Genomic DNA, 18,582 nt, shown 5'->3' on the forward strand with positions numbered 1-18,582 from the left:
CCTTTCTCCTCACAGATCGAATCCCCATCCGACCTCGGATCCGTGCCCATGACCGACGAGCGAATTTTCCCAGACCAGCTGCGCGCCTTCGCGACGGCCGCCTACGCGACCACCGGCATGCTGGAGGATCGGGCAGCGCTGTGCGCCGACACGCTCGTGCAGGCCGATCTCTGGGGGCACCAGTCGCACGGCGTCATGCGGTTGCCCTGGTACATGGCACGGTTGCGGGCCGGCGTCTGCGATCCGCTCGCCGAACCCGAACTCGTGGTCGACGGCGGTGCGATCGCTGTCCTCGACGGCCGCGAGGCCATGGGACAGATCTCGGCTGCCCGCGCGGCGCAGGAAGCAGTCGATCGAGCAAAGCGGCACGGCATCGGCGCCGTGGCGGTCCGCAACTCGAACCACTTCGGCACGGCGATGTACTTCACGCTGATTGCGGCGCGCGCGGACTGCGTCGGTTTTCTCTCGACGAACGCCAGCCCCGCCATGGCGCCCTGGGGCGGCCGGCGGAAGGTCGTCGGCAACAATCCGTGGTCCTGGGCTGCGCCCGCCGGCAGCCACGCGCCGCTGGTGCTCGACATCGCCAACACGGGCGTGGCCCGCGGCAAGATCTACCTCGCACGCCAGAAGGGGCAAACGATCCCGGAAGGCTGGGCGATCAATGCTGAGGGCGCGCCGACCGTCGATCCGCAAGAGGCGATCGACGGCATCATCCTGCCCATGGCGCAGCACAAGGGGTATGCCATTTCGGTCGCGATGGACATGCTCTCGGGTGTTCTCACCGGCAGCGCCTTCGGACCCGGGGTGCACGGGCCGTATCAGGCCCGGGAACGCAGCGGCGCCGGTCACCTGATGATCGCCCTCGATATCGCGGCGTTCCAGCCGATCGAGAACTTCGGCGCGCGCATGGAAGAGATGATCGCGGGCCTGAAGGCCGTCCCGCTCGCACAGGGATACGACGAGGTCTTCTACCCCGGCGAAATCGAGGCTCGGAACGATATAGAGAATCGACGCGACGGACTGCTGCTACCCGACGACACGCTGGAAGATCTGCGAAATCTTGCGCACGCTATCGGGCAGACGGAAAAGCTTCCGTTCACTTGAACAACGTGCATCTGGAATTCGGCGCTGAGGTTCGATGACCAGCGTGGGATATGGCGACGGCGCTGACCGGCTGATCGTCAACGACCTGGGGATAGGCCGGCTGGCGTTTCCCCATGATCTCCGGCGCCCGCATCGCTGTGCCTGCTTTGTCCGTTATGAGATATCGCTCTCGCAGATAGGCCCTCTACGATAGGGCCGATGCGTTACCGTCATTCCTGCCTCGAAGGATGGGGAAGGCTTGGAGGCTCGTCTCGGGATCCGGCCGACGCCCCGCGGATCTCAGCATTCACGCCTTGACCGTAGACGAGCGCCTGTTGCCAATTCGTCGCCGCACCGGGGACCGCATCGAGGGAAGTCTTGATCGCGGTCAGGGCTACAGGATCGAACACAGCGATGCGCGCGGCGAGCTCAGCGCAACGCGCCTCGAGGTCTGTCCCTGGGATGACCTCGTTCACGAGCCCCCAGTCGAAGGCGGTGGCCGCGCTGATCCGCTCCCCGGTCAGCAGCAGCCAACCGGCGCGCTTGCGGTTCAGCAGCAACCGCGCGGTCGGGCCCGCCATGCTCGCGTAGGCACCGAAACCGATCTCCGGTGTGCCGAACGCGGCGTCCTCGGCCGCTATGGCGAGGTCGCAGGTGTTGACGAGCGTCATCCCGCCCCCGAGGGCCAAGCCGTTCACGCCGGCGATGAAAATCGCCCTGTGCGCCCGGATCGCTACGTTGAGGGCGATGGCTTCTTCTCCGGCCGTGTCGGAGTTGCCCGCTGCGACCTCGACCGCCCGCTCCTTCAAATCGAGGCCAGCGCAGAAGCTCGTATCCGTCCCGGTCAGGACGACAGCGCGCGTGCTTGGTCCGAAGTCGGCGATGGCCGCGCCGAGCGCGAGCCGCGTTGCCCGGTCGAGAGCGTTGCGTTTCTCGGGCCGCACGATGCGGATGCGAGCCCAGCCGGCATGGTGTTCGACCTGGATTGTGCGGCTCAAAGCGGCCTCCTGAGGCTAGCGCTCGTGGACGCGCGCTAGCGATGGGTGACCGGCAGTCCTTCGTGCCGCCAGCGGGCCCGCAAGACGGTGCCGGTCTGCGATTCAGTCATGTAGAGCGTGCTGCGGTCGCTCCGGCCGAAGGTAAGGTTCGTCACCGTCTGCCCGCGGCAGGAGCGAATGCGGGCGAGCGGTTCGCCCTGTGGACCTTGCACGAATACAGAGCCGAGCGAGGCGTGCGCGACGAGCAGGTTGCCGCACTCGTCCATCACTAACCCGTCCGGCCCGCTGGTGCCGTGGAAGCTCGCGAACCGCCCGACCTTCGAGACACTGCCGTCTCGCTGGAGCGGCACGCGCCAGACGGAATTGTCACGGGTCATGGCCACGAACAGCACGCTCTCGTCGGCCGAGAGCACGAGACCGTTGGGGCTCACCCCGTTGGTGATCAGGCAGTCGAGGCGGCCGGAGGGGTTCAGGCGGAAGACCCGCCCCGTCGGATCGTGCAGGCCGGTCTGGCCCTGGTCCGTAAAGTAGATCTCCCCGGTGCGGGCGACGATCAGGTCGTTGACGCCCTTGAACCGCTCGCTGTTGCGCCGGGCGAGGTACGGCTCGGGTGTGCCGCCCGCGGGATCAAGGCTGAGGATCCCGTTCTTGTAGTCGGCGATCAGCAATCGGCCGTCCGAGTGGAAGGCGAGGCCGTTCGGCTCGCCGTCCCATTCCGCGAGCTGCGTCCAGTTCCCGTCAGGCGCGATCCGGAAGACGCGCCCGTGCGGGATGTCGGTGACGTGTAGGTTGCCGGCGGCGTCGAAGCACGGCCCCTCCAGGAAGCAGTCCACCGGGTGGCCGCCCTTGTTGGCCCGCGCCCAGTCGGTCACGACCGGCCGGCGCAGCGCCTCTGGCATCGCCGTGAAGGGCTCGGTTTCGATCGTCTCGGGATGGGGGTACCAGGACATCGCTCAAGGCCTGTCGGCGTATTGGCGGCGGGCGGCCACGCCCCAGGGCGCGGTCAGGATCGTGCCGGTGGACGATTCCGTGAAGAACAGCGTCTTCCGGTCCGTGCCGCCGAGCTTGGCGTTCGTGACGGTCTTGCCCTTTGGAGCACGGATACGGGCGACGATCTCACCGTCGGGATCGATCGCGAAGACGGAGCCGAGGGAGGCGTGCGGCACGAGCAGTGTGCCCTCGGCATCGATCGTGAGGCTGTCCGGTCCGCTCACCCCGTGGAACGACACGAAGCGCCCGACCTTGCCGGTGCTGCCGTCCGGGAACAGCGGCACGCGCCAGACGGCGTTGTCGCGGGTCATCGAGACGAACAGCACCTGCTCGTTCGGGTGCAGGACCAGCCCGTTCGGGCTCACACCGGTCGACAGGATCGTATCGAGGCGGCCGTCCGGGCGCAGCCGGTACACCCGCCCGGTCGGGTCCTGCAGGCCGGTCTGACCCTGGTCGGTGAAGTAGAGGTCGCCGTTGAGCGCGAAGGTGAGGTCGTTGAGGCCTTTGAAGCGCTCGCTGTCACGCCGCCCCAAGAACGTGGCGATCCTTCCCGTGGCCGGGTCGAAGGTGAGCAGGCCCTGCTTGTAGTCGGCGATGAAGAAGCGCCCGTCCGGGTGGCGCGTCATGCCGTTGGGCTCGCCGTCCCACTCGGCGAGCTGGGTCCAGGTCCGGTCGAGGGCGATCCGAAACAGGCGGCCGAACGGGATGTCGACGCAGTAGAGGGTGCCGTCGGCCTCCGCGACGAGCCCCTCGATGAAGCTGTCGACCGGCGGCTGGCCGACCTTGTTGACCGTGGACCACTCGGATGGGGTGTTCTTCCGGCGCAGGGCGTCGGGCATCGCCGTGTAGGGCTCGGCCATGACGAGCCGGGGCGGCCCATCCGGGTCGAGACCGGCGGCCCGCGCGGCGCGTGGGCGGGGGAGAAGGGCGGCCCCGAGGAGCGCGCCCGCGACCGTCCGGCGCGAGAGCATCACGACCTCCCCGGCTGCGGCTGACCCGCTGGCAGGGGTGAGGCCGGCAGGGCCGCCGGGGCCGACTTCGGCGCCCCGCGCATGAACAGGACCAGCAGGCCGTTCAACCCCAGGGCGAGCATGAGGACGACGGCCATGCCGAGCATACCGGCATCGTAGGAGCCGGTCGCGTCCTTGAGCCAGCCAACCATGAACGGGCCGACGAAGCCGCCCGCCGCCCCGACCGAGTTGATGAAGGCGAGGCCCCCCGCCGCGGCGGCGCCGGTCAGGAAGGTCTGCGGGATGGTGTAGAACACCGTCCGGGCCGAGATCGTGCCGATCAGCGCCAGCGTCAGGCCGACCAGGGCCGGCACCAGCGACGTCACCAGCACCGACATCACGAGGCCGACGACCCCGCAGGACAGGGCCAGAGCCATGTTGAGCAGCTTGCGCCCAGTGCGGTCGGCGACCCGGGCCCAGAGCAGCATCGCCACGGTGGCGAAGAAGTACGGGATCGCCGAGACGAAGCCGATCGTCAGGGTCGAGAGGCCGTGGCCTTTGAGGATCAGCGGCAGCCAGATGCCGACCCCGTAGGAGCCGATGGTGAAGGCGAAGGTGATGCCGGCAAGCGCCAGGACGCGGCGGTCGCGCAACGCTTCGCCGAGCCGGTGCCGCGGGCTCTCGTGCCGCTCGCGCGCCAGGGCGTCGGTCAGGGCCGCCCGCTCCTCGGGCGTCAGCCAGGCCGCGTCCTTCGGAGCGTCGGACAGGAGCGCGAGGCAGAGGAGGCCGAGCAGGCAGGCCGGCAGGCCCTCGACGATGAACATCCACTGCCAGCCTGAGAGGCCGAGCACCCCATGCATCTCCAGGAGCGACGACGACACCGGGCCGCCGATCAGGGACGAGAGCGGCGTGGCAGCCATGAACCACGCCAGCACGCGGGTGCGTGAGCGCGCGGGAAACCACACCGACAGGTACCAGATCACCCCGGGGAAGAAGCCGGCCTCGAACACGCCGAGCAGGAAGCGCAGGCCGTAGAAGCTGAGCGGCCCGACCGCGAAGGCTGTCGCCGCGGCGGCGAGCCCCCAAGTGATCATGATGCGCGCGAGCCAGCGGCGCGCGCCGAAGCGGTACATCGCCATGTTGCTCGGGACTTCGAGCAGGCAGTAGCTCGCGAACATGATGCCCGCGCCCCAGCCGAATTGTGTCGCGGTCAGGCCAAGCTCGCGATTCATCTGCAGGGCGGCGAAGCCGACACTGGTCCGGTCGATGTAGTTGAAGAAGTAGCCGAGCATCAGGATCGGCACGAGGCGCCACATCGCCTTACGGATCGCGGCGTCCTCGACCGCCTTGAGGGCGGGATTGATGGCCGCCGTTGGCGCCGCAGCGGTGGTGCTCGACATGGGTGGGTCCTCGATCGGCGTTTCCGGGCGGGTTCGGTTTCTCGTTGGCCGGCGCAGCGTCGAGGCCGCGCTTCGGCATGACGCTTCAGGCCGCGTCGGCGCCGGCGCGCCTCGGGTCCAGGCGGCTGACGACCCCGCGGGCCGTCAAATCTTCGATCTCCGACGGCCCGAGGCCGAGCTCGGCGAGAATCTCGGGGCCGTGCTCACCCACCGCGGGCAGGTCGAGGCGCAGGCCCGGTCGCACGCCATTCAGTTCCAGCGGCAGGGCCGGCAAGGCGGTTAGCATGCCGTCCGGTAGGGTCACGGGGACCATCGCCCCGGGATGGCTGAGGTGGGGGTCGTCGAACATCTCGTCCGGACGCGTGATCGGCGCGAACGGCAACCCTGCCCGCTCGCAGACCTGCATGATCGCGGCGCGGTCGTGCTGCCTGAGGATCTCGCGCAGCCGGGGCATGAAGCGCTCGCGGGCGTGAACGCGCTGCGGATTGGTCGCGAGGTCGGGATCCGCGGCAAGGTCGCCGCACCCGAACGCTTCACAGAACAGCTGCCACTGCGAGTCGGTGACGACGCCGACGAAGACCTGGTCATCGTCGGCCGTCTCGAACACGTCGTAGACTGCCCAGGCGGAGATGCGGGCCGGCATCGGCGCGGCGGCCTTCCCGGTCACAGCGAACTGCGCCATGTGCTGGGCGACGAGGAACATATTGTTCTCGAACAAGCCGCTGCGGATTACCTGGCCTCGGCCTGTCCGGTGCCGCTCCTGCAGGGCGGCGAGGATGCCGATGGCGGCGAACATCCCGCCCATCACGTCGTTGACTGAGGCGCCGGCGCGCAGCGGCCGGCCGGGCGGCCCAGTCATGTAGGCGAGACCGCCCATCATCTGCACGACTTCGTCCAGGGCCGTGCGGTGTTCGTAGGGTCCAGTCAGGAAGCCCTTCAACGAGCAGTAGATCAGCCGCGGGTGCTCCGCGCAGAGCGCCTCGGCCCCGAGGCCCTGCTTGTCCAGAGCGCCGGGTCGAAAGTTTTCCGTGACCACATCGGCGCCCGCGATCAGGCGCTTGACCAGGGCGAGGCCCTCCGCCGACTTCAAATCCACCGCGAGGCTGCGCTTGTTTCGGTTGTAGGTCGAGAAGAAACCGGCGCCCGAGCCCGGTAGGCGTCGGGTGTTATCGCCCGCCCCGACCGGCTCGATCTTGATCACGTCGGCGCCGAGATCGCCTAGGACGAGGCCGCAAGTCGGGCCCATCACCATGTGCGAGAACTCAACGACGCGCACGCCAGCGAGGGGCAGAGCCCGAGCTGATGTGAGCGCCTGCGCGAGCACTCGGTCGTCCCCGTGCGGCTCGGTCATGCGGCGCTCCTCTGATCGCTGGCAGTGCGGAAACCTTTGGGCAAGCCGGCATCGGGCACATGGCCGTAGAGCGGTTCGCCGGGCAGGGCTTCGGCGACGACGGCCCGCGCCGCGATCAGCCGGTCGAGATCGATCCCGGTACGCAGGCCCGTCGCCTCCAATAGGAAGACGAGGTCCTCGGTGACGATGTTGCCGGTGGCGCCCGGCGCGTAGGGGCAGCCGCCGAGGCCGCCCTGCGAGGCATCGAACGTGGTGACATCCGCCTCCAGCGCCGCGACCACGTTGGCGAGTCCCTGCCCGCGCGTGTTGTGGAAGTGACCGCCCCCCGCACGATCGCCCAGGGCACGCTTGAGCGCCTTGAACATACGCCGCACCTGTGCCGGGTTGCCGTGCCCAGTCGTGTCGGACAAGCCGACGCTGTCGGCGCCGGCGCGCGCGACCATCTCGGCGAGCGCGATCACCCAGGCTTCGTCGACCGGTCCTTCCAGGGTGCAGCCGAAGGCTGTCGAGATGCCGACTTCGATGCCCGGGCGCTGGCCCGCGGGCAGGCTGTCGCGGAGCACGCACATGCGCGCGACGTCCTCGACGGCCTGCTCAGGCGTCATGCCGACATTCGACTGGCTGTGCAGGCGCGAGGCCGAGATCGGCACCGTCAGCTTGGGGGTACCGGCCGCGAACGCGCGCTGTGCACCTCTCAGGTTGGGCACGAGGGCAAGGACGGTCACGTCCGGCAGCTTGACCGCGGCGTGCACCACCTCGGCCGTATCTGCCATCTGCGGGAGACGTCCGGGGTGGACGAAGGAGCCGACCTCGATCTCCGGCAATCCGGCGGCCGCCAGCGCGGTGATCCAGCGGACCTTCGCCTCGGTCGGCATCGTCCGCGCGATGCTCTGCAAGCCGTCACGCGGCCCGACTTCGCTCACGACGACGTCGATCTCCGACATCTCTCCTCCCGACCGCCGATGACGATTAAACGGCGATAATTCTATCTGGCAGAATTAATTTCTGACTGATAGAAAATATCTCCGATCACCGCGTCGGCGTCAACAGCACGATTCGTTCGGAGGTTAGCGATGGAACCAGAAAACGAGAGGGCTGCCCGTCGGCGCGGACGTCCATCCAACCAAGTCCGGGCGGCAGGCACTTCTCCGGAGGAGGAGCCGCGCGTCGAGGCTGTGGAACGCGCGCTCGTGATTTTGAACACCTTCAGCGAGGACCGCGCGCGCCTGACGCTCGCTGACATCGCACACCTCACAGGGCTCTACCCGAGCACGATCCTCAGGCTGTCGGGATCGCTCGCCCGCTTCGGCTACCTACACCGCGACGAAAACGGTCAGTTCCGCCTCGGGCCGACCCCGCTGCGCCTCGGACAGCTTTACCGGCAGGCGTTCGATCTGACCGAATACGTCCGTCCGGCGCTCGCGCGCCTGTCCGAGACGACAGGCGAGACCGCGGCCTTCTACGTCCGCGACGGCGAGCAGCGGATCTGTCTCTACCGCCACCACGCGCCTCGGATGATCCGCCATCACCTCGAGGAGGGCGCACAGCTTCCGCTCGACCGCGGGGCGGGTGGGCGCGTCCTGCTCGCGTTCACCGGGGGAACGGATCCGGCGAGCGCGGCTATCCGTGCGCGCGGCTTCGCCGTCTCGCTCGGCGAGCGCGACCCGGAGACGGCGGCGATTGCGGCGCCGGTCCATGGGGCGAACGCAGCCTTTCTCGGCGCTATCGGCATCGTGGGCCTCCGCAGCCGTTTCGAGGGCGGAGGCATCGACGCCTTGACCCAGGCGTTGCGCGCCGAAGCTTCGGACTTGACGCATCGTCTGGGCGGTTGATGACGGTGCAACGAAGTGTCGCCCGCGAGCGCGACTGCAATCATGTGTCTTGTCCTCAAGCTCAATATTTAGGTGTATCCATCCACGATATCAGCGCGTGCTCGACAGCATTGGGTTCCTCATAAGCGACCCAGTGCCCGGCGCCCTCCACTGCCAGGAACGGAGCGTAGGGATCGAACTCCAGAAGGAGTTTACGGCGCGTCTCAATGTGCTCGCCGGTCATCGCATCGCATGTGCCCCATATGCCTGCGAGCGGTACACGCGCTTCAGCCAGCTTGCGGCGGAGCGTGTCGGTGACCGAAACCGATCGGCTGCGAAGCCGAGCACGGCGTGTGTTCTCAGCCTGCAGATGGAGAGCAAGATCGTCGATCCTGCTCGGGTCCGCGATCATCACGGCCGCGAGGTTGGCGCGATGAGCCTCGGGCTGCTGTGATGCGGGCAACGCGGCCCATTTCACAAGGGCCGGTGGCGGGGGCCGCGGCAGCCCGAGCCCGCCTGCGCCGATGAGCACGAGGCGCCGCACTCGATCCGGAATCAGCGCCGCCAGGTGCCCCGCGACGACGCCGCCGAAGGAGAAGCCAACAAGCCCAAAGCGACCGTCACCGATCACCGCCGAAAGGCCATCGCCGAGCAGTCGCGCGAATTCGTCCGGATCGGCCACACCGGAGGCGGGCGGATCTGAGCTGCCGTAGCCCGGCAGATCCGGCGCGACCACGGTGAAATGGCGCGACAGAGCTGGGATTGTCCGAATCCAGTGCGTCCAAGAGCCGTGGCCGCCGTGGATCAGGACGAGAGGCGGCCCCTCGCCCCAGATCCGCCATTCCAACCAGCCGCGCGTATAGGCGACGGGCGTACGGATGAGACGGCTGCGCGCCTCCAGAGCTTCGACGGTCATAGCGTGCGCGTTTTCCATGTGCCCGGCCTCTTGTGATCAGCACAACGATGTAGCCGGTAGGCCCCTCTGCCCCACTCTGCAGACACGTCGGGGTAAAGCGAGCCGCGGGGCCGAGAGGCTCCCTCACCTCGAGCCCTCGCATGGACTTTGAAGGGCTGAACTTCGAGGCTGATCCGCACTCAATACGAACGCGGCAGCCCGAGTACCTGCTGGGCCACGTAGGCCAGAACCATGTTCGTCGAGATGGGAGCGATTTGGTAGAGGCGTACCTCGCGCCATTTCCGCTCGATGTCGTACTCGCGCGCGAAGGCGAAGCCGCCATGGGTCTGCATCGCCGCTTCCGCCGCGTGCCATGTCGCCTCCGAGGCGAGCAACTTGGCCATGTTGGCGTCGGCACCACAATCCTGCCCTGCCGAGAAGAGGGCCGCCGCGCGGCGGCACATCATGTCGGCCGCCTCAAGCTCGCCCCAAGCGCGGGCGAGCGGAAAGGCGACCGCCTGATTTTGGCCGATGGCACGATCGAACACGCGGCGGTCCTTCGCGTAAGCGATACCCCGTTCCAGTAGCCAGCGCCCGTCGCCCACGCATTCGGAGGCGACGAGCACGCGCTCGGCGTTCATCCCATCGAGTATGTAGCGGAAGCCTTTGCCTTCCTCGCCGATCAAATTTTCGGCCGGAACCTCCATTTCGTCCATGAAGATTTCGGTCGTGTTGTGGTTGATCATCGCGTCGATCGGCCGAATTTGAAGCCGGCCCGCTGCTTGTTCGCGCTTGAGGTCGACCAGAAAGACCGATAGCCCGTCGGTTTTCTTCTGAACTTGGTCGATCGGTGTTGTCCGGGCAAGGAGCAGCATCATGTCGGAATGGAGAGCACGAGAAGTCCAGACCTTCTGCCCTGTGACGACGTAAGTGCTGTTGCCACGCTTCTCCGCCCGGGTCTTGAGCCTCGTAGTGTCGGAGCCGGTGGTCGGTTCCGTGACCCCGAAGGCTTGAAGTCGGATGCTTCCGTCCGCGATGCCGGGCAAATACTTTCGCTTCTGCTCCTCGCTGCCGTGCCGGAGGAGCGTTCCCATGATGTACATCTGGGCGTGCGCTGGCGAGGCGGTGCAGCCCGAGGCGTTGATCGTCTCCAAGATGACGGCTGCCGCCCGCAGCGGCAGGCCGGTACCGCCGTATTCTTCTGGGATCAGGGCGCCGAGGAAGCCGCCGTCTGTGAGGTCGCGGACGAAATCCGTCGGATAGGCGGAGCGCGCGTCCAGGTCGCGCCAATATGCGCTCGGATACTTGGCGCAGACGCGGCGAACCGCGTCACGCAGCTCCGGGTAATCCTCACCGAGTTCGACGGTGACGGCCGGCGAGGTGCTGACGTGGCCTTCCATGACGTACTCCTCCTACGCGCAATGCGATCTCAGCGGCCTGTGAAGACCGGCTTCCTCTTCTCGCTGAAGGAGCGCACGCCCTCGCGTCGGTCCTCCGTGGGGACCATGCGGTTGTAGGCTTCGATCTCGAACAGCATGCCGTCGGCGAGTGATAGGGAAAGGCCGTGGTGCATGGCGCGCTTGGCTTGGCGGATGGAGATCGGCGCGTTCGCGGCGATAGTTTCGGCCGTCTCGAGCGCCTCGGCGAGCAGTCGCTCGCCCTCGCAGACGCGGTTGACCATGCCCCAGTCTGCCGCATCCTCGGCCGACCAGGGACGGCCAGACAGGAGCAGCTCCTTGGCACGTCGCTCCCCTACCGCGCGCGGCAGGGTCTGCGTGCCGCCCGCGCCCGGCATGATGCCGAGTGTGACCTCCGGCAGCGCGAAGCGGGTGTGCCGGGCCGCGTAGATGAAGTCGCAGCACAGCGCGATCTCGCAGCCGCCGCCATAGGCGGCACCGTTCACGGCCGCGACGACCGGAACCGGGCACTCGATGAGCGCGCGAACGCCGCGCTCGAAGATGAGGTGCTGGTCCTGCCAGGCCTCGTCTGTCATGCCGTTGCGTTCCTTGAGGTCGCCGCCGGCGCAGAAGGCCTTTTTGCCGGATCCGGTCAGGACGACGGCGCGACAATGGCCGGGGTCGGCGATGAGCCCGTCGAACAAGTCAAGCAGATCGCGGCCCATCTGCGTGTTCATCGCGTTCGCAGCCTCGGGCCGGTTGAGCGTCACCAGGAGCACGTCGGCGTGAGGGCGCTCAGTTGTCAGGGTCGCGTAGGTCTCGCGCATGGATGCCTCAATCGGACAAGAGGTCGTTGTGCTCCCCGAGCTTCGGGGTCGGCCAACGCATGGCCGGACGTGCGCCGTCCAGCCGCAGCGGCAGGCCGACCACCGGTAGCGATCCTTCGGGCCCGGACTGGATGATCCCCAGCGCGGCGGTCTGCGGGTGGTGGGCCGCCTCGGCGATGTTCTGGAGCGGCGCGTTGGGGATACCGGATGCGTCGAGCTGATGCTGAAGGTTCGCCATCGGCCAGTCGCGGATGACCTCGGCCAACATCGGCACGATGATCTCGCGGTGAGACACCCGATCGCGATTTGTCTGGAAGCGCTGGTCGGCGGCGAGGTCTGGTCGGGCGAGCACCGCGCAAAGCCTGCGGAAGAGATTGTCGTTGCCGGCCGCAATCATCAGCCAACCGTCGCGGGTCGCGAAGCACTGGTAGGGGACGATCTCGGCGATGCCCGAGCCGAAGGGGAGCGGGATCGCCCCCGAGGCCTGATAGCCGGCCATCGGGATCGACACCCAGGCGAGCGCCGTCTCGTAGAGCGAGGTCGCGACAAGGCCGCCGCGGCCGGTCGCCTTCCGGGTGAGCAGCGCCGTCAGGATCCCGACCACCGACCAGAGCCCCGCCCCCAAATCGACCACGGACGCCCCGACGCGGACGGGTGGACGGTCGCCGCCCTCGGCGGTGACGCTCATCAGCCCGCCGAAGGCCTGCATCAGCGGATCGTAGCCGGGCTTGTGCGCGAGCGGGCCCGTTCCGCCGAAGGCGCCCAGATCGCAGTAGATCAGGTCGGGCTTGGCCGCCGTGAGGGCGGCTGCGCCGATGCCGTAACGATCGGCCGCGCCTGCGCGCAGATTCTGGATCACGACATCGCCGCGGGCAAGGATCAGTCGCCGGAGTGCGCCGACCTCCTGCGGATCGGCGAGATCGACTGCCAGCCCCTTCTTGCCGCGGTTGAGCGTGTGAAAGGCCGCCGCATCGCCTTCCCAGAAGGGCGGCCCCCAGCCCCGAGCCGCGTCTCCGGTGGCGGGGTTCTCGACCTTGATCACCTCTGCGCCGAGGTCCGACAGGATCAGCCCTGCGAAGGGGGCGGCGACGCTGTGGCCGAGCTCGAAGACCGTGAGGCCGGTCAGGGGGGCGTCGGCTTTGGGACCGGGAGCCGCCTCCGTCATCGCGCCGGCCCATAGACGAGATGCGGCAGCCACAGGGACAGCTCCGGGACGTAGGTGATGATCATGAGGACGAGCACGAGTAGGATCAGGAAAGGCCAGATCCCCCGGACGACCTCCCATACGGGCGCGGTCGAGATCGTCGCCAGCACGTAGAGGTTGAGCCCGACGGGTGGGTGGACGAGCGCGATCTCCATGTTGTGGGTGAAGACGATCGCGAAGTGCACGGGATCGACCCCGATCGGCTTCAGAGCGGGTGCCAGAATCGGCATCACCACGAGAAGCGTTGCCGCCACCTCGAGGAAGCAGCCGAGGAGCAGGAGCAGCAGGTTGATCGCCAGGAGGAACTCCCAGGCGTGCAGATTGTGATCGACCGTGAACTGGACGAGTTTCGCGGGGATCCCGGAATCGGTCATCCAGTGGCCGAAGGCGAGCGCGGAGGCCACGATGATCATGATGGTGGCAGCGCTCTTGATCGCGTCTGCGACTACGTCGAGGGTCTGCGTCCAGCGGAAGCCCCTGTAGAAGACCAAGCTTACGACGAGTGCAGCGAGCGCGGAGATCGCGGCTGACTCGGTGACCGTCATCAGCCCTCCGTAGATCCCGACCATCACGATGATCGGCACGCACAGCGCCGGAAGCGCGTTCAGCGTGATGCGGACAAGGCTGCGAAACGGCACCGGCTCCTCGCGTGGGAGCTTGTGCTTGTAGGAATAGTACAGGACGTAAGCGAAGAAAGTCACGGCCTGGAGGAGACCGGGCAAGATGCCAGCCAGGAACAGCCGCGGTACCGACTGCTCGGCGATGAGCCCGTACAAAATGAGCGACAGGCTGGGCGGTATGACGATCCCGATCGTGCCTGATGCTCCGACGACGCCAAGCGCGAAATGGCGGGGATAGCCGCGCTCGAGCATGGCGGGAACGAGGATCGTGCCCATCGCGAGCGCCGTCGCGACCGACGAGCCGCAGATCGCCGCAAACAGCGTGCAGGACACGACGGTCACGAGGGCAAGCGCTCCCCGGAAGCGCCCGAACCAACCGATGGCGACGTCGACCAGCGCCTTGGCGACGCCGCCGCGCCGCATGAAGGCCGCCGCCATCACGAAGAGGGGCAGAGCCATCAGGGTTGAGGAGTTCATCTCGTCGGCGATCTTCTGCGCGATGCCGACCAGCGGCTGGCCGGACATGCCGAACAGCACGGCCGCGCAGAAGCCGAGCACGAGAAAGATCGGCAACCCGGCCGCGAGAAGGCCGAAGAACAGAATGAGGAACAGGAGGGGCCACATCGCGTCGGGTCGTGCCCTGGACGTGAGAGGGATCAATTTGGCTCGGAAGGGGTACGAGGCATCGACGGTACGCCTCGCTTCAATGCTCGGCAGTCGTGATGATCATCGTGCTCGGATCAAATTCGAACAGATAGCGGTAGAGCCGCAGCGCGTAGCGGACCGACATGAGACCGGCCCCGACCGGGATCGATGCGTAGTAGATCCACATCGGGAACTCGAGCCCGGTGCTCGAGCGCTCGTCGAGGTCGAAGGAGCCTGTCGCGACTTCGAGAGCGAACCACGTCAGGCCTCCGCAGAAGGCGAGCGCCACGCAGCAATTGAAGATTTCGAACCAGCGCTGCCCCTGAGGCGGTAGCAGACGCAGCACAAGATCAGGCCGGACGTGGCCGTCGGTGCGGACGAGCTGACTCGTGGCGAGAAAGACTGCCCAGACGGTGAAGTAGACGACGACCTCCTCACCGTAGGCAAAGGCGATCCTCTGGTCGACGTAGCGGCCGATCACCTGGTAGGTGCCGACCGCGAGTGCCGCAGTCCCGAACAGGCCGATCAGGAAACGTTCGACACGATCGAGGACGCTGATGGCCGACATCGTCGCGCTGGCTGTCACTGGCTAAGGTTGCCCGATTCGGCTTTGATCTGGCTCATCAAAGGGGCGGACAGGCGGAGTTCCTTGGCGACGTCGTCCTGTGTCGGCATCATCTTTTGGCGGATCTTGGAGAGGGCCTCCAATCCGGGCGAGAAGAACTGAACGCCGTTTTTTTCAAGCGTCCTGTGCGCCTCTTCCTGCGCTGTTTCCATGTTTTTGCGGTATGTTTCGATGTTCTCTTGCCATGTATCAACGACGATTTTCTGAAGATCGGCAGGCAGTTGTCTGTAAAATCGATCTGATATCATCGGTACATAAAAGCCGATAAACTCGTGATCTTCAAATCCATACTTGACGCCGGCCTCCCAAAGCTTGGCGCTGGCGAGGCTCTCATCCGTCGAGCAGAGCCCGTCGAATGTTCCCTGCGAGAGCGCGAGCGGCACGTCGGGCCAGGCCGTGAGGTTCGGAATTGCACCGAAGAACTTCGCTCGCAGCGATTGGCCGGCCCCGCCCGAGTTGCGGATCTTCATGCCTGCCCAATCGTCGAAGCTTTTAATCGGCTTCGAAGTCGCGTAGCAGTTCTGGTAACCGAGCGGCAACCAGCGGCCCAAGATCTTGACCTGGAGTTTCTGCTGAAACTGCGTATCGACGAGTTGACCGATTTTGCCGTCGGCGGCCCCATAAGCGACTGAGGCGAGTTGACCGAAGAAGATCGGCAGCTGAAAGACGTCCGCGTCGGGCACGAGGCCGGTCAGGACCCAATTGCCGGGCGCCGCCATTTCGACGCTGCCCTGTCGGAGCGCCTTCACGACATCGCGGTCGCGATAGAGCTGGCCTGAATGGAAGAGTTCCGTCTCGATCCGGCCTCCGGAGCGCTCCTGCACTTTTTTCAGGTAATCCGCCACCGATTGCGTCCGGGCGTGGCTGAGCGAGGTATCGACCGATGCGCGCAGCTTGAACTGCGCTTCGGCCCGCGCCCCCGGACCGCAGATGATTGCGGCGACCGCGCAGGCGGCCCACAGGATGCCACGCCTCATCTCGTTTCCTCCCGGAGGCTCGTCCGCGCGAAACTCTCTGCGTTCGCAATCGTCAGTGATCCTCCGTGCAAGCCGGCGAATCCGCGCTGCGAATAGGTCATTCAGGCTAGAGGTCGGGCGTCGCCCCGTCAACGACGGAGGATGACGAAGCCTGTACCGTATCTATGAGGAGTAGCCTGATTGGCTCCACCGAGGTCCCAATTCGACTCGAGGAGATGGGTTCGGGGGGACGCGTCCCTCCGCTTACGGACTCATAGAAGCCCAAGGCCGCCCTGGCGGTGATCGTTGAATCGATGTCGTTCGCTGAGCCGCACTGGAGAGCGCATCGATGGCGGATAGGCCGCCTTCCCGCGCGAATGCGACAGCAGATATGCCGCCGTGGATGTCCTCGGTCTTCTGCCCCTAGCCCGCTTCCGCTCTGTTCCGGGGCCGGAGATCCCATCCCGCAAGCCGGGCGGGGATCCCCGGGTCATAGATGTCCGTCCGTCGCGTCTTTCTTCAGGCGCGACCGGCCTCACTCTTAAAGCGGGTCAGCGTGCCACCCTTCATCACCTTGCCGGGAAGCGGGTGGCCGACGAACTCTTCCGAGAGCTTGGCCGCCTCCACCAGGGCGTCGAGGTCGATGCCGGTCTCGATTCCCATCTCCGCGCACGTGAAAACAAGATCTTCCGTGCAGATGTTGCCAGCCGCGCCCTTGTGACCCGCGAAGGGGCAGCCGCCGAGGCCGCCCACGGAGGCATCGAATTCGGTCACGCCCATCTCCATGCCGGCGACGGCGTTGGCGACCGCTTGGCCGCGCGTGTCATGGAGGTGAAGCTTCAGGGTCAGGTCCGGCCACTTGTGGCGGATCTTGCCGACGAGGCTCTTCATCTGCCCGGGCGTACCCCAACCCATGGTGTCGGCGAGGCTGAGATAGGTCAGCCGGCAGCCGTGATCATCCATGATTTTCATCGTCCGATCGACGAGCCTGACGACCCGATCCTCGGGAATATAGCCCTCGAAATTGCATCCGAACGCCGCCATGACGCCGAGGGAATTCACGACGATCCCGGCTTCCCGGTACTGCGCGATCCAGTCGGGCATCTGCGCGAAGGTTTCGTCGATGGACCGGTTGGTGTTGCGCTTGATGAAGGCCTCACTCGCCGTGATGGTGAGCTTGCCGTCCATGTCGACATGGCCGTTCTCGATGGCTCGCTCGAGGCCCTTCGGATTCAGCCAGAGCGCGCGATAGCGCACGCCGGGCTTCTTCTCGATCTTATCGAAGAGCTCGTCCGCGTCCGCCATCTGCGGCACGGCTTTCGGGTTCACGAAGGAGCCGGCCTCGATCTCCTTGACACCCGCCTCCGCGATGGCGTCGATCATGCGAAGCTTCTCGCCCGTCGGCACGATACGCGGCTCGATCTGCAGGCCGTCGCGCGGCCCGACCTCGATCATTTTCACCGATTTCGGCAGATCGGACATCACCACTCTCCCTGTCGCGCCGGTATCGCGAGCGGGGCGATCACGCGACCGCTCCTCTCCGCACTCTCTTCGATTTTTGCGAATAGCCCATTCAGAAGTTGAAATCCACCGCCCGACCGTGGCATGTCGGAGCCCAACGAGGAGGCGCCGAATGAGCGCCGGCCCGGGAGGCGCTCATGATATCGGATCTGTTCTGCCCGCTGCAGATCAGGGACGTGCGGCTCAAGAACCGTATCGTTCTCTCCCCGATGCTCACCTACGCCGCGACCGACGGATGGGTGAACGACTGGCACTTCATGCATCTGGGCAAGTACGCGGCCGGCGGCTGCGGGCTCGTCTTCATGGAATCGACCAAGGTCGACCCGCGCGGCTGCACGACCCCCGCCGACCTGGCGCTCTGGGACGACCGATACATCGAGCCGATGATCCGCATCACGGAGTTCATCAAGGCACACAACGCCGTCCCCGGCATCCAGCTGAGCCATTCCGGCCGCAAGGCCCGCCAGTCGCGGCCGTGGGAGGGCCGCGGCCCGCTCCCGGCCGACACGTCCCTACCCGGGGGCGGCGACTGGGACCTCGTCGGGCCGAGCCCCATCCCGCACGATGCCCAGCACGGCACGCCTCGAGAGCTCAAGCGAGACGAGATCGCCGGGCTGGCGCAGGCCTGGGCGCAGGCGGCGGACCGCGCCCGCAGAGCCGGCTTCGAGGCGGTCGAGATCCACGGCGCGCACGGCTATCTCATCCATGAATTTCTGTCGCCCGTCGCCAACCAGCGCACGGACGAGTACGGCGGCTCCCTCGAGAACCGGATGCGGTTCGCGATCGAGGTAGCGGCCGCGACCCGCAAGGCGTGGCCTGAAGGCAAGCCGCTTTTCTTCCGCATCTCGGCGGTGGATGGCGCGGGCTGGGAGATCGAGCATAGCGTCGAACTGACACGGCGCTTGTCGGCTGTCGGCGTCGACGTGATCGACTGCTCGACCGGCGGTGTCGCCAACTACACGCACGTCGCGACTTCTCCGGATATCGGATACGGCTACCAGGTTCCCCACGCCGAGCGGATCCGCGCCGAGACCGGCGTCATGACCATGGCGGTCGGCCACATCATCCATGCCGATCAGGCGGACGGTATCGTCCGGTCCGGCCAGGCGGATCTCGTGGCGATCGGCCGGGAGATGCTGCACAACCCGAATTGGCCGATCGACGCCGCCCAGAAGCTCGGCATCGAGCCCGGCTTCGCGCACGTCCCCGACGCTTACGGCTACTGGTTGGAGAAGCGGGCGAGGTCGCGCTTCCCAGGCCGCCCCTCGACTTGGCAGCGGGGCATCGACGCGCGTGACTGAGGGCTACG

The 18,582-nt window shown here is 66.7% G+C and carries 17 protein-coding genes; 3 read left to right on the top strand and 14 right to left on the bottom strand.

What is annotated here, in order from left to right; translation table 11 throughout:
- Positions 1–48 precede the first annotated feature (48 nt).
- The gene (locus MKL20_RS32610) at positions 49–1,104 is read left to right on the top strand and encodes an Ldh family oxidoreductase (protein ID WP_244040168.1); all 1,056 of its coding nucleotides are present in this window, start codon (positions 49–51) and stop codon (positions 1,102–1,104) included.
- 209 nt (positions 1,105–1,313) lie between these two features.
- Here the strand turns inward: MKL20_RS32610 and MKL20_RS32615 are convergent, their stop codons facing one another.
- From MKL20_RS32615 to MKL20_RS32640, 6 genes are all read right to left on the bottom strand, one after another.
- Positions 1,314–2,081: an enoyl-CoA hydratase/isomerase family protein gene (locus tag MKL20_RS32615; protein WP_244040169.1), complete on the bottom strand. Its 768-nt coding sequence runs from the start codon at positions 2,079–2,081 to the stop codon at positions 1,314–1,316.
- A gap of 35 nt (positions 2,082–2,116) precedes the next feature.
- Positions 2,117–3,031: an SMP-30/gluconolactonase/LRE family protein gene (locus MKL20_RS32620; RefSeq protein ID WP_244040170.1), complete on the bottom strand. Its 915-nt coding sequence runs from the start codon at positions 3,029–3,031 to the stop codon at positions 2,117–2,119.
- 3 nt (positions 3,032–3,034) lie between these two features.
- Positions 3,035–4,042 carry an SMP-30/gluconolactonase/LRE family protein gene (locus MKL20_RS32625; RefSeq protein ID WP_313902762.1) on the bottom strand — a complete coding sequence of 336 codons (1,008 nt, stop codon included), beginning with the start codon at positions 4,040–4,042 and terminating at the stop codon, positions 3,035–3,037.
- Entirely contained in the window at positions 4,042–5,421 is a 1,380-nt protein-coding gene (locus MKL20_RS32630) for an MFS transporter (RefSeq protein WP_244040171.1), read from the bottom strand. Before MKL20_RS32630 ends, MKL20_RS32625 begins: the two co-directional genes overlap by 1 nt.
- Positions 5,422–5,506: 85 nt before the next feature.
- Complete coding sequence (locus tag MKL20_RS32635; protein ID WP_244040172.1) at positions 5,507–6,772, bottom strand: CaiB/BaiF CoA transferase family protein; 1,266 nt, start codon at positions 6,770–6,772, stop codon at positions 5,507–5,509.
- Complete coding sequence (locus MKL20_RS32640) at positions 6,769–7,716, bottom strand: hydroxymethylglutaryl-CoA lyase (RefSeq protein WP_244040173.1); 948 nt, start codon at positions 7,714–7,716, stop codon at positions 6,769–6,771. The genes MKL20_RS32635 and MKL20_RS32640 overlap by 4 nt, the downstream gene beginning before the upstream one ends.
- Before the next feature lie 231 nt (positions 7,717–7,947).
- Between MKL20_RS32640 and MKL20_RS32645 the strand changes: the two genes are divergently transcribed.
- A complete protein-coding gene (locus tag MKL20_RS32645) occupies positions 7,948–8,604 on the top strand; it encodes an IclR family transcriptional regulator (RefSeq protein ID WP_244040174.1) in 657 nt (218 codons plus the stop codon).
- A 61-nt stretch (positions 8,605–8,665) separates the two neighbouring features.
- Here MKL20_RS32645 and MKL20_RS32650 read toward each other — a convergent pair whose 3' ends face one another.
- The 8 genes from MKL20_RS32650 to MKL20_RS32685 form a co-directional block, all read right to left on the bottom strand.
- Positions 8,666–9,517 carry an alpha/beta fold hydrolase gene (locus MKL20_RS32650; RefSeq protein WP_244040175.1) on the bottom strand — a complete coding sequence of 284 codons (852 nt, stop codon included), beginning with the start codon at positions 9,515–9,517 and terminating at the stop codon, positions 8,666–8,668.
- 161 nt (positions 9,518–9,678) lie between these two features.
- Entirely contained in the window at positions 9,679–10,878 is a 1,200-nt protein-coding gene (locus MKL20_RS32655) for an acyl-CoA dehydrogenase family protein (protein WP_244040176.1), read from the bottom strand.
- Positions 10,879–10,907: 29 nt separating this feature from the next.
- Positions 10,908–11,702 carry an enoyl-CoA hydratase/isomerase family protein gene (locus tag MKL20_RS32660; RefSeq protein WP_244040177.1) on the bottom strand — a complete coding sequence of 265 codons (795 nt, stop codon included), beginning with the start codon at positions 11,700–11,702 and terminating at the stop codon, positions 10,908–10,910.
- A gap of 7 nt (positions 11,703–11,709) precedes the next feature.
- Positions 11,710–12,900 (bottom strand): CaiB/BaiF CoA transferase family protein, encoded by a 1,191-nt coding sequence (locus MKL20_RS32665; RefSeq protein ID WP_244040178.1) that lies wholly within the window; start codon positions 12,898–12,900, stop codon positions 11,710–11,712.
- Positions 12,864–14,150 (bottom strand): TRAP transporter large permease, encoded by a 1,287-nt coding sequence (locus MKL20_RS32670; protein WP_244040179.1) that lies wholly within the window; start codon positions 14,148–14,150, stop codon positions 12,864–12,866. The genes MKL20_RS32665 and MKL20_RS32670 overlap by 37 nt, the downstream gene beginning before the upstream one ends.
- Positions 14,151–14,229: 79 nt before the next feature.
- Positions 14,230–14,739 (bottom strand): TRAP transporter small permease, encoded by a 510-nt coding sequence (locus MKL20_RS32675; protein ID WP_244040180.1) that lies wholly within the window; start codon positions 14,737–14,739, stop codon positions 14,230–14,232.
- A gap of 14 nt (positions 14,740–14,753) precedes the next feature.
- Entirely contained in the window at positions 14,754–15,773 is a 1,020-nt protein-coding gene (gene dctP, locus MKL20_RS32680) for a TRAP transporter substrate-binding protein DctP (protein WP_244040181.1), read from the bottom strand.
- 498 nt (positions 15,774–16,271) lie between these two features.
- Complete coding sequence (locus tag MKL20_RS32685; protein ID WP_244040182.1) at positions 16,272–17,234, bottom strand: hydroxymethylglutaryl-CoA lyase; 963 nt, start codon at positions 17,232–17,234, stop codon at positions 16,272–16,274.
- A gap of 176 nt (positions 17,235–17,410) precedes the next feature.
- Here MKL20_RS32685 and MKL20_RS32690 point away from each other — a divergent pair, with 176 nt between their 5' ends.
- The gene (locus MKL20_RS32690) at positions 17,411–18,574 is read left to right on the top strand and encodes an NADH:flavin oxidoreductase/NADH oxidase (protein WP_244040183.1); all 1,164 of its coding nucleotides are present in this window, start codon (positions 17,411–17,413) and stop codon (positions 18,572–18,574) included.
- Positions 18,575–18,582 lie beyond the last annotated feature (8 nt).

It is taken from the genome of Methylobacterium sp. E-066 (assembly GCF_022829635.1).
Lineage (GTDB): Bacteria > Pseudomonadota > Alphaproteobacteria > Rhizobiales > Beijerinckiaceae > Methylobacterium.

Bases quoted from the DNA above. Each gene is read 5' to 3' on its own strand.
- MKL20_RS32625 (WP_313902762.1), bottom strand. From the start codon at position 4,042: ATGCTCTCGCGCCGGACGGTCGCGGGCGCGCTCCTCGGGGCCGCCCTT.
- MKL20_RS32635 (WP_244040172.1), bottom strand. From the start codon at position 6,772: ATGACCGAGCCGCACGGGGACGACCGAGTGCTCGCGCAGGCGCTCACA.
- MKL20_RS32685 (WP_244040182.1), bottom strand. From the start codon at position 17,234: ATGTCCGATCTGCCGAAATCGGTGAAAATGATCGAGGTCGGGCCGCGC.
- MKL20_RS32640 (WP_244040173.1), bottom strand. From the start codon at position 7,716: ATGTCGGAGATCGACGTCGTCGTGAGCGAAGTCGGGCCGCGTGACGGC.
- MKL20_RS32650 (WP_244040175.1), bottom strand. From the start codon at position 9,517: ATGGAAAACGCGCACGCTATGACCGTCGAAGCTCTGGAGGCGCGCAGC.
- dctP (WP_244040181.1), bottom strand. From the start codon at position 15,773: ATGAGGCGTGGCATCCTGTGGGCCGCCTGCGCGGTCGCCGCAATCATC.
- MKL20_RS32670 (WP_244040179.1), bottom strand. From the start codon at position 14,150: ATGTGGCCCCTCCTGTTCCTCATTCTGTTCTTCGGCCTTCTCGCGGCC.
- MKL20_RS32675 (WP_244040180.1), bottom strand. From the start codon at position 14,739: ATGTCGGCCATCAGCGTCCTCGATCGTGTCGAACGTTTCCTGATCGGC.
- MKL20_RS32620 (WP_244040170.1), bottom strand. From the start codon at position 3,031: ATGTCCTGGTACCCCCATCCCGAGACGATCGAAACCGAGCCCTTCACG.
- MKL20_RS32655 (WP_244040176.1), bottom strand. From the start codon at position 10,878: ATGGAAGGCCACGTCAGCACCTCGCCGGCCGTCACCGTCGAACTCGGT.
- MKL20_RS32660 (WP_244040177.1), bottom strand. From the start codon at position 11,702: ATGCGCGAGACCTACGCGACCCTGACAACTGAGCGCCCTCACGCCGAC.
- MKL20_RS32630 (WP_244040171.1), bottom strand. From the start codon at position 5,421: ATGTCGAGCACCACCGCTGCGGCGCCAACGGCGGCCATCAATCCCGCC.
- MKL20_RS32610 (WP_244040168.1), top strand. From the start codon at position 49: ATGACCGACGAGCGAATTTTCCCAGACCAGCTGCGCGCCTTCGCGACG.
- MKL20_RS32690 (WP_244040183.1), top strand. From the start codon at position 17,411: ATGATATCGGATCTGTTCTGCCCGCTGCAGATCAGGGACGTGCGGCTC.